The organism is Paracoccus jeotgali, from assembly GCF_002865605.1.
Taxonomy (GTDB): Bacteria; Pseudomonadota; Alphaproteobacteria; order Rhodobacterales; family Rhodobacteraceae; genus Paracoccus; species Paracoccus jeotgali.
This window is the reverse complement of record NZ_CP025583.1, coordinates 656,510-669,781: the sequence shown is the minus strand read 5'-3', so window position 1 is coordinate 669,781 and position 13,272 is coordinate 656,510. Positions and strand designations below refer to the sequence as shown.

The window sequence follows — 13,272 nt, the reverse complement described above, 5'->3', positions numbered from 1 at the left end:
AGTAAGGGGCCGGGCTGACAGCCGCAAGCAGGTCGCGGCCGGGGGCTGCGCGCGCCGCCCTGCCCCGGCGGTTTGTGGCGCAGCGGCTACGGCGTGGGCGTCAGCGTCGCGTCCAGATCCAGCCGCGCGCGGTTGCCGTCGGCAAAGCGGCGCAGCACGGCGGGGTACAGCCGATGCTCTTGCACCAGCACCCGCGCGGCGAGTTCCTCCGGCGTGTCGCCCGGCAGCACCGGCACGCGCACCTGTCCAAGAATGGGTCCGGCGTCCAGATCGCTCGTCACCTCGTGGACGCTGGCCCCGGCCTCGGCATCGCCCGCCTCGATGGCGCGGGCATGGGTGTTCAGCCCCGGATATTTCGGCAGCAGCGAAGGGTGGATGTTCAGCAGCCGACCGGCGTAATGCGCGGTAAATCCCGGCGTCAGGATGCGCATGAAGCCGGCCAGCGCCACGATGTCGGGCTGTGCCGCGTCAAGCTGACGGATCAGCTCGGCCTCGAATGCGGCGCGGTCGCGGCCAAAGGGGCGGTGATCGGTGGCAAAGACCGGCACGCCCTGCGCGGCGGCAAGCGCCAGCCCGCCGGCCCCCGGATCATTCGCGCCGACCAGCACCGGGCGCGCGGGATGATCGCCGGTCATGCTCTCGATCAGCCGCAGCATGTTCGAGCCGCCGCCAGAGATCAGGATCGCGACCCGTTTCACCCCAATTCGCCGCGATATTCGACGCCGGCGCCTTGGGTGACGCGGCCCAGCACATGCACCGTCTCGCCCGCCTCGGCCAGCAGATGTTGCAGCGCGTCGGCGCCGTCGGGCGCCACCACCAGCACCATGCCGATGCCGCAGTTGAAGGTCTTGAGCATCTCGTCCGGGGCGATCCCGCCGGCCTGCGCCAGCCAGCGGAACACCGGCGGCAAGGTCCATGCGTCCAGATCGACCTCGGCCCCCAGCCCGTCGGGCAGAATGCGGGGCAGGTTCTCGGTCAAACCGCCGCCGGTGATGTGCGCCAGCCCCTTGACCCCACCGGCCCGGATCGCCGCCAGCGCCGGTTTCACATAAAGCCGCGTCGGCGTCAGCAGCCCCTGCCCCAGCGTGCCCTCGCCAAAGGGCGACGGCGCGTCCCAGCCCAGCCCCGCCGCCTGCGCCACGCGCCGGACCAGCGAATAGCCGTTGGAATGCACCCCGTCCGAGGCGAGCCCCAGCAGCACGTCGCCCTGCGCCACGTCGCGCGGCAGATCGGCGCCCCGCTCCATCGCGCCCACGGCGAAACCGGCGAGGTCGAAATCGCCGTCGTGATACATGCCCGGCATCTCGGCCGTCTCGCCGCCGATCAGCGCGCAACCGGCCCGCTCGCAGCCCTTGGCGATGCCGGTCACGACCCGCGCGGCCTCGTCGACCGACAGCTTGCCGGTGGCAAAATAGTCCAGGAAAAACAGCGGCTCGGCGCCCTGACAGACGAGGTCATTGACGCACATCGCGACCAGATCGATGCCCAGACCGTCCAGCTCGCCGGTGTCGATGCCGATGCGCAGCTTGGTGCCCACGCCGTCAGTCGCGGCGACGAGGATCGGATCGTCATATCCCGCCGCCCGCAGATCAAACAGCGCGCCAAAACCCCCCAGCCCGGCCATGACGCCGCTGCGCCGCGTCGCCGCGGCGGCCGGCTTGATACGCTCGACCAAGGCGTTGCCGGCATCGATATCCACACCGGCCCCGGCATAGGTCAGCCCGGTTTTCGCTTGCGTCATCTGGACCCCCATCAGCTTTCGCCCCCGATACCCCAAGCCGCCCGCCACGGCAACAAGCCCCGCGCAAGGCTTGACCAGAGGCCGCGCAGGACTTAGCACCCGGATCGGCCGGGCCCGTAGCTCAACGGTCAGAGCAGGGCGCTCATAACGCCTTGGTTGGGGGTTCAAATCCCTCCGGGCCTACCAGCCTTCCTGTGGTTCTTGATGATGCGACGGGGTCAGCAGAGGGTAAGCGCGCGAATACGCGGCGAAAAGTCCGTGCGCCGTCATTAAGATCAGTCTGAAAAACTGGTGCTGCCGGAGAGATTTGAACTCTCGACCTCTCCCTTACCAAGGGAGTGCTCTACCCCTGAGCTACGGCAGCAACTGGCGGTCTGGCGACCGTGATGGGCGTTTAGACGAGGGTCCGGGGCGGCGCAAGAGGGTTGCGGAAGATTTTCGGCAACCCGCGCGATTTCGCCCTCGGCCCCGGCGTCAGTCGCGCAACTCGCCGGGCTCGACGCCCCAGATCGCGCCCTTGGGCACCCAGCCTTTCGCGCCGCCGCCCGAGATGCGGCACCAGTCGGGCTCGCATTCGCCCAGCCGCACGATCGCGCCCGCTTCGGCCATGGCGATGACGCCGGCGTTCAGGTCGGGGCGGGCGCGCAGCTCTACCATCTCGCTTTGCACGATGGCGGTGCGGACGCCGGAGAGCAGGCGATAATGCACCCAGCCGCCGGCGCCGTCGCGGTCCTCGACCCGGCGCCAATGGCCGAACTCTCCGACGACGCGCAGCGGCATTCCGGCGTGGCGGAAGACCCAGTCGATGCGGTGCGAGAGCGAAGGGCCGCGGCGGACATTGCCCTCATCGCCCTTGAGCGAGACGAATCGCGGAACCGGCAGGCGCGTCACCGGGCCGCGCAGCACCTCGGGCTGGGGCTGGGTGGCCTGCGGCGCGGCGCCGAGCGCGGCAAGTTGTGCGGGCCGTGCTGTCGGGCGGGCCGGCTCGACGGCGGGCGCTGGCGCAACCGGGGCCGCGATCTGCGGCAGCGGCGCGGGTGCCGGCTGCGGCGCGACCGCCGCCTGCGCGGCGCCGGCATCGGTGTTGCTGCGCGCATCGCCCGGCGCCAGCACGACCATCAGCAGCGCCGCCGCGCCCCCGATCAGCGTCGCCCGCGCCGGCCAGCCCAGATCGCGCCACAGCAGCGCCGGGCTGCTCTGCCCCGCCCTGGTCGCGGCGCGGCGCGCCAAGCCCCTGCGATTCGTCGGGCCCAAAGCGCGACGAAATGACATCGAGATATGTCCCATCTACCTGCCCTCAACGCGGTCGTTGCCGCTTGTCCTGTCCATGCGGCTTGTGCCGCCTGCCTCGTCCGCGACTTTGCGCGGTCTGCGGGGTCTTGTGCCTGCGCCCCGATCAGGTGAAGTTTGCCCCAAGGCGCGGGCGGGTGAAAGGGAAGATGCAATGACCGAGGCGAATTCGCGACTGCGTGTGGCGGTTACGCGACGGCTGCCCGCCGAGGTCGAGGCGCAGATGGCGGCGCGGTTCGACGTGACGCTGAACCCCGACGACCACCGCCTGACGCCGGAAGAGCTGCAGACGGCGCTGCGCGACAGCGACGTGCTGGTCCCGAGCCTGTCGGACCGGCTCGACGCTGCCATGCTGGCCCATGCCGGGCCGCGGCTGCGCCTGATCGCGAATTACGGCGCCGGCGTCGATCACATCGCCCTTGCCGAGGCGCAGGCGCGCGGGCTGATGGTCACCAACACCTCGGGCGTCCTCAGCGAGGATACCGCCGACATGGCCATGGCGCTGATCCTCGCGGTGACGCGGCGCCTGCCCGAGGGCGTGATCGCGATGCAGTCGGGCGACTGGCTGGGCTGGTCGCCGACGGCGTTCCTGGGCGCGCGCATCCGGGGTCGCAAGCTGGGGATCATCGGGATGGGCCGGATCGGCCAGGCCATCGCGCAGCGTGCCAAGGCCTTCGGGATCGAGGTGCACTACCACAGCCGCCACCGTCTCGACCCCGAGACCGAGGCGGCACTGTCGGCGACGTGGTGGGACAGCCTCGACTGGATGCTGACGCGCATGGACATCATCAGCGTCAACGTGGCCCACAGCCCGGCGACCTTTCACCTGCTATCCGAGCGGCGGCTGCGCCTGCTCAAGCCCTCGGCTGTGGTCATCAACACCTCGCGCGGCGAGGTGATCGACGAGAATGCGCTGACCCGGATGTTGCGGGCGGGCGAGATCGCCGGGGCAGGTCTGGACGTCTATGAGCATGGCCATGAAGCCAACCCGAGGCTGCGCAACCTGCCCAACGTGCTGCTGCTGCCCCATATGGGCAGCGCGACCATCGAGGGGCGCAACGAGATGGGCGCGCGGGTGATCGCGAATATTGAGGCGGTCGCGCGGGGCGAGACCCCGCCGGATCTGGTAACCGGGTTGGCGCGGTAGGTGGTGGATCGGCGGGGGCTGGGTGCGCAGCGCCCGGGTTGACCCGAGCGCGACGCCAAGCAGACCTGACAGCGGGCAGCTCATACCGGCGTCTGCCTGACCAAAATCGCCCATCAAAAAAGAAGCCCTCCGAAATGATCGGAAAGCCGGCCAGCCTGATCAAAAATTCCCGGTTTACCGCACGAAAAAGCCGCCTGCTCGATCACAGGCGGCCAATCCAGTGGAGACGGCTCGTCTTGCTGCCTTCCCCTCAACCATTCCGCAAACGGCGGCATCGGCCGCCGCTCGCGCGCGAGGTTCAGGGCGCGGTCACGTCGCAGCGCAGCTTCTGTGCGGAAACATGCGCGCAGGTTTTCGACGCGGCGCCTTTCGACAGGCCCACGAACGTCGCCTCATAACCCTTGGACGATTCGCGGACATGGCGCAGCGCGCCCGAGAGCAGCTCCGCCTCTTGCATCGCGAGCTGCATCAGACGCTCATCCGCCTGCTCACGGCTCTTGTAGCGGCCGAGCGAGATGGCCCAGGCCTGCCCGCCGGACGAGGAGGCGCGCGCGATCCGCTCGACCGGGCGCGGCTCGGGCGAGGACGCGCCGAAGGTCTCGCCCACGATGGTCTCCGCCCGCTGCGGCGGGGGCGGCACTGCGGCGGCTTCAGTCGCAGCGGCAGCGACGACGCTTGCGGTGCTGGCGGCCGCAGCCGGTGCGGAGGCACGCGCGCGCGGCGCCGCGATGGGACGAGCCGACGTCGCCAGCCCACCGATCATCGGGGGGGCGGCGGGTGCGGCATCGGCCAGGGCTTCGCTCACCGCAGCCTCGGTCGCGGTCGTCGCGCTGGCCAGCGACGCGGGCTTTGCGGGCGGCCGCGTGCTGCCGGGCGTCGCCGCGGACGCGACCCGGCCCGAGGCAACCGGCGGGGCCGTGGCGGGCGGGGCGCTTGCGGCCAAGGCCATCGCCTCGTTCAGTGCCGAGTTCAGGCTCGCCGGCGTGACCGAGGCCTGCGCGACGGCTGCCGGAACCGAGGCCTTGGCGGCAGGCCGGGCAGAACGCGCAACAGCGGCCGGCGCGGCGGCGGCCGCGACCTTGCGGCTCGATTTACGCTCAACGATGTATTGCGGCGGCTCGGGCTTGACCTCGCGGACGCGGGTCGGCGCCTTGCCGAAGCCCATATCCAGCAGATCCGCCATCACCGCATTGCGCTGCGCGGTCGAGGTGCCGCCCATCACCGTCGCGATGATCCGCTTGGACCCCCGCTGCGCCGAGGCGGTCAGGTTGAAGCCGGCGGCGCGGGTGTAACCCGTCTTGATCCCGTCCGCGCCGGCGTAATTGTCCAGAAAGGTCCGGTTCGTCGAGCGCACCGTGGCAATCCCGGCATCGGCCGAGCGCCGCGAAAAGATCGAGTAATATTGCGGGAAATCATAGAACAGCCGCCGACCCAGCGTCGACATGTCGCGCGCGGTCGAGAAATGCCCGGATTCGGTCAGGCCGTTGGCGTTGCGGAACTGCGTGTTGCGCATCCCCAGCGCCTGCGCCATGCCGGTCATCTGCGCGGCGAATTGCGGCACCGAACCGGCCAGGTTCTCGCCGATCGCGGTGGCGGCGTCATTGGCCGATTTCACCGCCGAGGCGCGGATCAGATAGCGCAGCTCGATCTGCTGGCCGGCGCGCAGGCCCAGACGCGAGGGCGGCTCGGCCGCGGCGCGCGAGGACACGGTAAAGCGCGTGTCCAGCCTGACCTGACCGCGCTCGATGGCGGTGAAGGCCATATACAGCGTCATCATCTTGGTCAGCGACGCCGGATGCAGCCGAGTGTCGGCATTCTGGGCGTGGATCTGTTTGCCGGTTCGGCCGTCCATCACAAAGGCTGCGAACGGCGCAGACTGCGCGGCAAGGGGAATCAGGAACGCAAAAAACGTCAGCACTCCTGCGCGGAACAACGTGCGGAATTTGGTCACTGTCTCGATCTCTTCTGCCTGTTGCGGTCTTGTTCTAAGCGGACCGTCGTTAATTTTTTGACAATAGCACAGGGTTGTGATCGCGGAAACATCGCATTTGCCGCTTTTTTCCCCGCGCGCCGGAAACCGCCGTTTTCGCACGGGGTTACAATCTGCGGCAGACATACTATATTCATCGCCAAATCTGCAGCTTTTCACCCGATATTCAGAACATGCCCCAGGATCCCGTCCATCGCGAGGAGACAGAGCTTAACGTCAAGACGCGGCCCAAGACTCAGCGGCCGCCGATGTACAAGGTTCTGCTTTTGAACGACGATTTCACGCCGATGGAGTTCGTCGTCCATATCCTCGAGCGTTTGTTTGCGATGTCCCATTCGCAGGCCATGCAGGTCATGCTGACCGTGCACCGCAAGGGCGTGGCCGTGGTCGGCGTCTTTTCCCATGAAGTTGCCGAAACAAAGGTCGCGCAGGTGATGGAGCTGGCGCGTCGCCAGCAGCATCCGTTGCAATGCACGATGGAAAAGGAATAGATGCGCTTCGCCCGGCTGGCCCTTGCCTTCGACCCCGATGCCTCTGGACAGACGCTGATCATCGGCGCCGACGGGGCCGAGGATCTGTCGCTGTTCGACCCCGAACGCACGCTGGTCGTCGAATCCCTTGCCCATAACCACCACGCGCTGGCCCAACGCGGCTTTCGCGTCGCCACCGCGCCCGAGGGCGCGTTCGACACCGTGCTGGTGACCCTGCCGCGCGCCCGCGACGCCGCCCGCGCCCGGATCGCGCTTGGCGCGGCGCATCTGGCGCCCGAGGGCGCGATGTGGCTGGATGGGCAGAAGACCGACGGAATCGAATCGATTATCAAGGAAATCAGGACTCTGGCCGGCATAGCTGAGGTTCATTCCAAGGCGCATGGCAAGATCGCACGGGTCAGCGACCCCACCGCGATTCCGTCCGACTGGCTGCAGGACAGCCTGTCGCCCGCCCCCGGCTTCATCACCCGCGCCGGCATGTTTTCTGCCACCGAACCCGATCCCGGCTCGCAGCTTCTGGCCGCCGCCCTGCCCGAGCGGATGCCGACGCGGGTCGTCGATCTGGGCGCGGGTTGGGGCTGGCTATCGGCGCAGATCCTCGCCCGTCCCGGGGTGCAGATGCTGCATCTGGTCGAGGCCGATCATGCCGCGCTCGAGGCGGCTCGGATGAACATAAAGGACGTGCGGGCGCAGTTTCACTGGGCCGATGCGCGCAGTTTCCGCCTGCCCGACCCGGTCAACGCGGTGGTGATGAACCCGCCCTTTCACAGCGGGCGCGACGCCGATCCGGGGCTGGGGGCCGCGTTCATCCGCGCCGCGGCGGGGCTGCTGACCGGCGCCGGGCGGCTGTGGATGGTCGCCAACCGCCACCTGCCCTACGAGGCCGAACTGTCGAGCTATTTCGGCGAAGTCTCTGAAATCGGCGGCGATAACCGCTTTAAGCTGCTGATGGCCACCGGCGCCCGCAGCCGGAAGCCGCGATGAGCAGTTCCGTCGAAGGCAAGACCGCCATCGTCACCGGCGCGGCACGCGGCATCGGGCTGGCGATTGCGCGCTCGCTGCATCTGCGCGGCGCCAATGTCATGTTCGCCGACAGCGATGAGGCCGCGCTCGATCATGAATTCGACCGCCACGGCGACGATCCGCGCCTGCGGCGGTTTCACGCCGACATGTCGCAGCGCCTGTCGGTGGCGAACCTGCTGTCGGCGACGCTGGATGCCTTTGACGGCGTCGATATCCTCGTCAACGCGCACCGCATGATCCGCCGCCAGGACCCGCTATCAGTCAGCGAATCGGATCTGGAAGAGATGCTGCGCCAGAACCTGTTCGCCGGGCTGCGACTGACACAGATCGTCGCCAAGCGCATGATCTTGCAGGCTGAAGATCGCGACGCCACGCATATGGCAGGCGCGATCGTGAACCTGACCACGCTGGCCGCGCAGCGTCCCCATCCCGATCTGCTGGCCTATTCCATCGCCTCGGCGGCGCAGGATCAGGCGACGCGGGCGATGGCGCTGGCGCTGGCCCCCTATCGCATCCGGGTCAATTCGGTGTCTTTCGGGTCGGTCATGACGACCGAGTTGAAAGCCGCGCTCAAGGACGATCCGGGGCTGCGCGAGCGGATCGTCAAGGGCACGCCCATGGGCCGGATCGCCGAATCAGAGGAACTGGCCGAGGCGGTGCTGTATCTGGTCGGCGACGGCGCCGGTTTCGTCACCGGGCAGATCGTCAATGTCGATGGCGGGCGCAGCCTGCTGGACCCGGTTCAGGCGGCGATGTTCTAGGACGGCCTTCGGGCCTCGGGATAAGCGGCCTTGCACTGGTCCACGGCCAGCCGGGCGCGCGGGGCCTCGGCCTTCAGCTTTGCCGCCAGATTGTCGCGCTTGCGCGTCTCGGAGGCCGGGTCGATCGGCACGCGGTAACGCTCGACATCCGTCACATCGCGCCAGCAGCCATATTCGGCATAGACGATGCCCCCATCCTCGGCCCGGACCGGGCGGCGGCAGGTGGTGAACTCGCTGCGCACGACATTGCGCTCGCGCCAGGCATAGCCGCGCGCCAGATTGGCCTCGGTTTCCGTCAACAACGCCTGCAAGCTGCGGTATTCGCCAGTATTGTTGCGGATGCAGCGTTCCTGCGGGGTCCCGCAGGCGGCTAGGATCAGCGGCAGGATCAGGGCGGCCATGGCCAGGCGGAGGCGTCGCGTCATCTTACCGTCCTTTGCGTTCCGGGTCAGGTTAGCGGCTGCGACAGGCGGCGGCAATTCAACTTTCGCCGCCGCCCGCGCCTCGGTTGCAGCGCTGCGCCGCGCGGGCTAAGCCGGATCGCAACCCCCCGCGCCCCCGGCGCAGCCGCCATGAAGAAGGTGCCCGATGCCCGAGATGACCGCCGAACGCAAACAGGCCGCCGACTGGTTCCACGCCCTGCGCGACACCATCACCGCCGCCTTCGAGGGGCTGGAGGATCGCGGCCCCGGCGACCGCCCCGCAGGGCGGTTTCAGGTCACGCCCACGACCCGCGCCGATGATGGCGGCGGGGGGATCATGTCGGTGATGCGCGGCGGCCGGGTGTTCGAGAAGGTCGGCGTCAACTGGTCCGAAGTGCATGGCAAGCTGAACCCGCGTGCGCAGGCCGCCATGGCCGCGCGGGGGGTGCCGGGGATGGACCGCGATGCGCGCTTCTGGGCCTCGGGGATCAGCCTGGTGGCGCATATGCAGAACCCGCAGGTCCCGGCGGTGCACATGAACACGCGGATGTTCTGGACCCCGAATGCCTGGTGGTTCGGGGGCGGGGCGGATCTGAACCCCTGCATCGAATACCCAGAGGATACCGCGCATTTCCACGACCGCCTGCGCGCCGCCTGCGACGCCCATGACCCCGGCTATTACGACCGCTTCAAGGCCTGGGCGGATGAGTATTTCTTTATCCCCCATCGCGGCCGGGCGCGCGGCGTGGGCGGGATCTTCTATGACGACCTGAACACCGGCGACTGGGCCGAGGATTTCGCCTTTACCCGCGATGTCGGTTCGGCCTTTCTGCCCGCCTTCCTGCCCCTGGCCGAGGCGCGGATGGATGCCCCTTGGACCGAGGCCGACCGCGACACCCAGCTTGTTCATCGCGGGCTTTATGCGGAGTATAACCTCGTCTATGACCGCGGCACGAAATTCGGGCTTGAGACCGGGCACAATGCCGACGCGGTGTTGATGAGCCTGCCGCCGCTGGCCAAATGGGTCTGAGCCGCTAGCGCGGCGTCGCCGCCGCCAGCGCCAGCGGATAGAAGCGCAGCATGGTCAGCGCCCGCGTGGCGTTCAACACCATCAGCGCCGCCCACAGCCCGTGATTGCCGAACTGCGCTGGCAGGATCAGCAGCAGCAGCGCATAGACCGCCACCGCCTCGATCATGGCGCGGCGCATCTGGGCGGTCAGCGTGGCGCCGATGAAGACGCCGTCCAGCATCCAGCTCGCCACCCCGATCACCGGGGCCGCGGCCAGCCAGGGCAGGTAGTCGCGCGCCACCAGGCGCACATCGGGCGCGGTGGTCAGCAGGTCGATCAGCGAGCCGCCGAAGAGCCAGAAGGACAGCCCCAGCAGCGCCGCCCCCGTCCCGGCCCAAAGCGAGCTGAGCTGGACCGCACGGACCAGCATCCCGCGCCGCCTTGCGCCCACCGCCTGCCCGACCAGCGCCTCGGCCGAAAAGGCAAAGCCGTCCAGCGCGTAAGAGGTGATGGACAGGAACTGCAGCAGCACCTGATTGGCGGCTAGCGTCGTGTCGCCCTGCCCCGCCGCCATGAACAGGAATGTGGTGAACGACCCCTGCAGCAGGACCGAACGGATCATGATGTCGCCATTGACCCGCGCCAGCCGCAGCAGCTTGTCGCGGGCCAGCATCCCCGCCCGCCCGGTCACCGCCGCCAGCAGCGCCGCGCGGCACAGATACAGGCCCAGCAGCAGGCCCGAGACCTCGGCGATCAGCGTCGCCGCCGCCACCCCGCCCACGCCCCAGCCCAGACCCAGCACAAAGGCCAGATCCAGCGCCACGTTCAGCCCGTTCTGGACAAGCTGCAGCAGCAGCACGCCGCGCGTCCGCTCGGTCGCGATCAGCCAGCCGGTGATGGCGTAAAGCGCGATGGTGGCGGGCGCGCCCCAGATGCGGATCGCCAGATAGCGCCGGGCCAGGCTCTCGACCTCGTCACTGGCGGGGGCAAGGGCAAAGGCCGCGCCGAACAGCAGCGGATGCAGCAGGATCAGCGTCAGCCCGGCCATGCCCGCAATCGCCAGCGCGCGCAGCAGATGGGCGCCGGCCTCGGGTGCGTCGCCCGCCCCCTGCGCCTGCGCCACAAGGCCCGAGGTGCCCATGCGCAGAAACCCGAACACCCAATAGATCGAGGACAGGATCACCGCCCCGATCCCCACCGCCCCGATCGGCGCCGCCTGCCCAAGCTGTCCGATGACGCCGGTATCGACCGCGCCCAGAATGGGAATCGTGGCGTTCGACAGCACGATCGGCAGCGCAATCGCCAGAACCCGGCGATGGGTCACGGCGCGTTCGGCGGGCAGGCTCGCGATGGCGAGGTCGGGCGGGGGGGCCGCCACGGGTCAGACTTGCGGCATCAGGAAATGCGCCGTCGCCTGCGCGAACAGCCGGGCGCGGTTGTCCTGCCACGCCTCGACCTGAACGCTGGCATAGCGCCGGCCCGAACGGACCACCCGCGCCCGCGCATAAGCGTCGCGCGGCAGCCCGGCGCGCAGGTAATCGACTGTGAAATCAATGGTCTTCGGCAGCCTCGGCATGAAATCCGGCATCGCGGCGTCAGGGGCGATGCGGCCGGCCTCCATATCCTCCCACATGGCCGACCAGGCGAGTTCGACCAGGGCGGTGATCTCCAGAAACGCGGCGGTGGCGCCGCCATGCAGGGCGGGCAGGAAGGGGTTGCCGATCAGCTTGTCGTCAAAGGGCATGATCGCCGTCAGCTCGTCGCCGCGGCGGTCGAACTGGATGCCCAGCCAGCGCAGATAGGGCACGCCCTCGACCAGCAGGCGCAGCGCGGTGTCGCGGCGGTGCTTGATCTGCGGCAGGGATTCGTTTCGCTCGGCCATCGCCTGTCCTATCGTTCCAGCGTAAAGGCACCGTTCGCTGCCGCGACGGGGTTTTCGTCATCATCGTCAAAGGCCTGCGCGCGGACAAAGGCGACCGAGCGGGTGACGTGATAGCAGACCGCCACGGCGCGAATCGCCTGCCGCGTCGTCGCCGCGCGCATATAGTCGATGCGCAGGTCGATGGTCGCCGTCGAACGCGCGCCAGTCGGATGGCTGAGCACCGCTGCCCCGCAACAGGTGTCCATCAGCGCCGAGATCACCCCGCCATGGATCACGCCGCTGCGCGGATCGCCCACGAAATCGGCGTTCCACGGCATGCTGATGCTGGCCTCGCCCGCGCCCAGCCGGTCCAGCCGCATCCCCAGCGCCGCAGCATGGGGAATCGCCTCGATGAACTGCCGCGCGATGCGGTCGCGGGTCTCTGCGTCGGGCGCGTCCGCCGTCTTGTTGCCGTCCTGGCTCATGCTGGTCCCCGTCTGCCCCCCGCGCGCGCTGTCTATCGCGCCGCCTGCCTCGGCCCCGTTCATACGCCCCTGCGGCATCGCGCGGCAAGTCTGCGCGAGCGGTTGCGCAGGCCGACCGGTCAGACTAGCCTTGCGTCAACTTGCTTTGCTCGGGACAGGGAATGTCAGATACAGATGAACTGACCTTCAAGGAGATGTGCGCGCGGTTCGACGTGACGCCGCGCACCTTGCGCTATTACGAATATATCGAGCTGCTGCAGCCCCGCAAGGAAGGCCGCACCCGCTTCTATACCCCGCGCGAGATCGCGCGCATGACCCTGATCCTGCGCGGCCGCCGGTTCGGCTTCAGCCTGGAAGAGATCCGGCAGTGGCTGGAGATCTATGACAAGAAGGGCGACCGCGAGCAGTATGAGGTGTGGATCGACATGGCCAACCGCCAGCTCGAGACGCTGAGCACGCAGCTTCAGGAAACCGAGGCCGCGATCAAGGACCTGCGCAATCTGCGCGATGAAACCGCGGAGATCCTGCGCCGGATGGACTGACCGCCGGCCCGCCATCGCCGGTTTGACGCAGCGTTTCAGTTTACGCGAACGTCAACTTCGGCCATCATCCCCTTATCGCAACAGACTGTGCGGACCGCGAGGAGGCGGTGGGGATGAGCGATGAGTATCTGACGATCCGCGAGATGTGCGACGCCTTCGACGTCACACCACGCACGCTGCGCTTCTACGAGGCGCGCGAATTGCTGGCCCCGCTGCGCCGTGGTCAGCACCGGCTGTACAACCGGCGCGACCGCGGGCGGCTGACCCTGATCCTGCAGGGCAAGCGCTTCGGCTTCAGCCTGGAAGACATGCGGCAGCTGCTCGAACTCTATGACCCGCGTGAAAACAACGTCACCCAGCTTGCCGCCACCATCGCCGCCTCGCGCGAGCGCCTGGCCGACATGCAGCGCCAGCAGGAAGAGCTGAGCGCCGCCATCGGCGAACTGCGCGACCGCATCGGCGATGCCGAGGCGATGCTCGCCGCCCGCCAACAGACCTGATGCACCCTTC

General features: G+C 68.5%; 15 protein-coding genes and 2 tRNA genes. 8 read left to right on the top strand and 9 right to left on the bottom strand.

Annotation, left to right across the window (positions count from 1 at the left end; translation table 11 throughout):
* Nucleotides 1-86 precede the first annotated feature (86 nt).
* A complete protein-coding gene (gene purN / locus CYR75_RS03395) occupies nt 87-698 on the bottom strand; it encodes a phosphoribosylglycinamide formyltransferase (RefSeq protein WP_101498846.1) in 612 nt (203 codons plus the stop codon).
* Nucleotides 695-1,741, bottom strand: a complete 1,047-nt coding sequence (gene purM / locus CYR75_RS03390; protein WP_101500845.1) for a phosphoribosylformylglycinamidine cyclo-ligase — start codon at nt 1,739-1,741, stop codon at nt 695-697. Before purM ends, purN begins: the two co-directional genes overlap by 4 nt.
* A gap of 110 nt (nt 1,742-1,851) precedes the next feature.
* Between purM and CYR75_RS03385 the strand changes: the two genes are divergently transcribed.
* Nucleotides 1,852-1,927: transfer RNA gene (locus tag CYR75_RS03385), tRNA-Ile, on the top strand.
* Between the two features lie 103 nt (nt 1,928-2,030).
* On the opposite strand, the gene CYR75_RS03380 is transcribed toward CYR75_RS03385, so the two are convergent.
* Together CYR75_RS03380 and CYR75_RS03375 are read right to left on the bottom strand one after the other, a co-directional pair.
* A tRNA-Thr gene (locus CYR75_RS03380) sits at nt 2,031-2,105 on the bottom strand.
* A gap of 110 nt (nt 2,106-2,215) precedes the next feature.
* On the bottom strand, nt 2,216-2,971 hold the full coding sequence (locus tag CYR75_RS03375) for an SH3 domain-containing protein (protein ID WP_318778995.1): 756 nt from the start codon (nt 2,969-2,971) through the stop codon (nt 2,216-2,218).
* A 214-nt stretch (nt 2,972-3,185) separates the two neighbouring features.
* On the opposite strand from CYR75_RS03375, the gene CYR75_RS03370 reads away from it, so the two are divergent.
* Nucleotides 3,186-4,178 carry a 2-hydroxyacid dehydrogenase gene (locus tag CYR75_RS03370; RefSeq protein ID WP_101498845.1) on the top strand — a complete coding sequence of 331 codons (993 nt, stop codon included), beginning with the start codon at nt 3,186-3,188 and terminating at the stop codon, nt 4,176-4,178.
* A gap of 298 nt (nt 4,179-4,476) precedes the next feature.
* Here CYR75_RS03370 and CYR75_RS03365 read toward each other — a convergent pair whose 3' ends face one another.
* Nucleotides 4,477-6,030, bottom strand: a complete 1,554-nt coding sequence (locus tag CYR75_RS03365; RefSeq protein ID WP_225972822.1) for a D-alanyl-D-alanine carboxypeptidase family protein — start codon at nt 6,028-6,030, stop codon at nt 4,477-4,479.
* Between the two features lie 311 nt (nt 6,031-6,341).
* Here CYR75_RS03365 and clpS point away from each other — a divergent pair, with 311 nt between their 5' ends.
* Genes clpS through CYR75_RS03350 form a run of 3 tightly spaced genes read left to right on the top strand, consistent with a single transcriptional unit; the run spans nt 6,342 to nt 8,443 of the window.
* Nucleotides 6,342-6,659 (top strand): ATP-dependent Clp protease adapter ClpS, encoded by a 318-nt coding sequence (gene clpS, locus CYR75_RS03360; protein ID WP_101498843.1) that lies wholly within the window; start codon nt 6,342-6,344, stop codon nt 6,657-6,659.
* A complete protein-coding gene (locus CYR75_RS03355; RefSeq protein WP_101498842.1) occupies nt 6,660-7,643 on the top strand; it encodes a class I SAM-dependent methyltransferase in 984 nt (327 codons plus the stop codon).
* Nucleotides 7,640-8,443: an SDR family NAD(P)-dependent oxidoreductase gene (locus CYR75_RS03350; RefSeq protein WP_101498841.1), complete on the top strand. Its 804-nt coding sequence runs from the start codon at nt 7,640-7,642 to the stop codon at nt 8,441-8,443. Before CYR75_RS03355 ends, CYR75_RS03350 begins: the two co-directional genes overlap by 4 nt.
* Here the strand turns inward: CYR75_RS03350 and CYR75_RS03345 are convergent.
* Nucleotides 8,440-8,868 carry a hypothetical protein gene (locus tag CYR75_RS03345; RefSeq protein ID WP_101498840.1) on the bottom strand — a complete coding sequence of 143 codons (429 nt, stop codon included), beginning with the start codon at nt 8,866-8,868 and terminating at the stop codon, nt 8,440-8,442. The two genes, CYR75_RS03350 and CYR75_RS03345, sit on opposite strands and share 4 nt — an antisense overlap.
* Before the next feature lie 163 nt (nt 8,869-9,031).
* On the opposite strand from CYR75_RS03345, the gene hemF reads away from it, so the two are divergent.
* A complete protein-coding gene (hemF, locus tag CYR75_RS03340; protein ID WP_101498839.1) occupies nt 9,032-9,895 on the top strand; it encodes an oxygen-dependent coproporphyrinogen oxidase in 864 nt (287 codons plus the stop codon).
* Nucleotides 9,896-9,899: 4 nt separating this feature from the next.
* Here the strand turns inward: hemF and CYR75_RS03335 are convergent, their stop codons facing one another.
* The 3 genes from CYR75_RS03335 to CYR75_RS03325 are packed head-to-tail and all read right to left on the bottom strand — an operon-like array spanning nt 9,900 to nt 12,220.
* Nucleotides 9,900-11,252 carry an MATE family efflux transporter gene (locus tag CYR75_RS03335; RefSeq protein WP_225972821.1) on the bottom strand — a complete coding sequence of 451 codons (1,353 nt, stop codon included), beginning with the start codon at nt 11,250-11,252 and terminating at the stop codon, nt 9,900-9,902.
* Between the two features lie 3 nt (nt 11,253-11,255).
* A complete protein-coding gene (locus tag CYR75_RS03330) occupies nt 11,256-11,756 on the bottom strand; it encodes a PaaI family thioesterase (RefSeq protein ID WP_101498838.1) in 501 nt (166 codons plus the stop codon).
* An 8-nt stretch (nt 11,757-11,764) separates the two neighbouring features.
* Nucleotides 11,765-12,220: a PaaI family thioesterase gene (locus CYR75_RS03325; protein ID WP_101500842.1), complete on the bottom strand. Its 456-nt coding sequence runs from the start codon at nt 12,218-12,220 to the stop codon at nt 11,765-11,767.
* 161 nt (nt 12,221-12,381) lie between these two features.
* Between CYR75_RS03325 and CYR75_RS03320 the strand changes: the two genes are divergently transcribed.
* Nucleotides 12,382-12,762 carry a MerR family transcriptional regulator gene (locus tag CYR75_RS03320; RefSeq protein ID WP_101498837.1) on the top strand — a complete coding sequence of 127 codons (381 nt, stop codon included), beginning with the start codon at nt 12,382-12,384 and terminating at the stop codon, nt 12,760-12,762.
* 113 nt (nt 12,763-12,875) lie between these two features.
* Complete coding sequence (locus CYR75_RS03315; RefSeq protein WP_101498836.1) at nt 12,876-13,262, top strand: MerR family transcriptional regulator; 387 nt, start codon at nt 12,876-12,878, stop codon at nt 13,260-13,262.
* Nucleotides 13,263-13,272 lie beyond the last annotated feature (10 nt).

What these genes read in the sequence shown, in the direction of transcription:
- CYR75_RS03325 (WP_101500842.1), bottom strand. Translation starts at nt 12,220, where the DNA reads ATGAGCCAGGACGGCAACAAGACGGCGGACGCGCCCGACGCAGAGACC.
- CYR75_RS03345 (WP_101498840.1), bottom strand. Translation starts at nt 8,868, where the DNA reads ATGACGCGACGCCTCCGCCTGGCCATGGCCGCCCTGATCCTGCCGCTG.
- CYR75_RS03355 (WP_101498842.1), top strand. Translation starts at nt 6,660, where the DNA reads ATGCGCTTCGCCCGGCTGGCCCTTGCCTTCGACCCCGATGCCTCTGGA.
- CYR75_RS03330 (WP_101498838.1), bottom strand. Translation starts at nt 11,756, where the DNA reads ATGGCCGAGCGAAACGAATCCCTGCCGCAGATCAAGCACCGCCGCGAC.
- clpS (WP_101498843.1), top strand. Translation starts at nt 6,342, where the DNA reads ATGCCCCAGGATCCCGTCCATCGCGAGGAGACAGAGCTTAACGTCAAG.
- CYR75_RS03320 (WP_101498837.1), top strand. Translation starts at nt 12,382, where the DNA reads ATGTCAGATACAGATGAACTGACCTTCAAGGAGATGTGCGCGCGGTTC.
- CYR75_RS03370 (WP_101498845.1), top strand. Translation starts at nt 3,186, where the DNA reads ATGACCGAGGCGAATTCGCGACTGCGTGTGGCGGTTACGCGACGGCTG.
- CYR75_RS03350 (WP_101498841.1), top strand. Translation starts at nt 7,640, where the DNA reads ATGAGCAGTTCCGTCGAAGGCAAGACCGCCATCGTCACCGGCGCGGCA.
- hemF (WP_101498839.1), top strand. Translation starts at nt 9,032, where the DNA reads ATGCCCGAGATGACCGCCGAACGCAAACAGGCCGCCGACTGGTTCCAC.
- CYR75_RS03365 (WP_225972822.1), bottom strand. Translation starts at nt 6,030, where the DNA reads ATGGACGGCCGAACCGGCAAACAGATCCACGCCCAGAATGCCGACACT.
- CYR75_RS03315 (WP_101498836.1), top strand. Translation starts at nt 12,876, where the DNA reads ATGAGCGATGAGTATCTGACGATCCGCGAGATGTGCGACGCCTTCGAC.
- purM (WP_101500845.1), bottom strand. Translation starts at nt 1,741, where the DNA reads ATGACGCAAGCGAAAACCGGGCTGACCTATGCCGGGGCCGGTGTGGAT.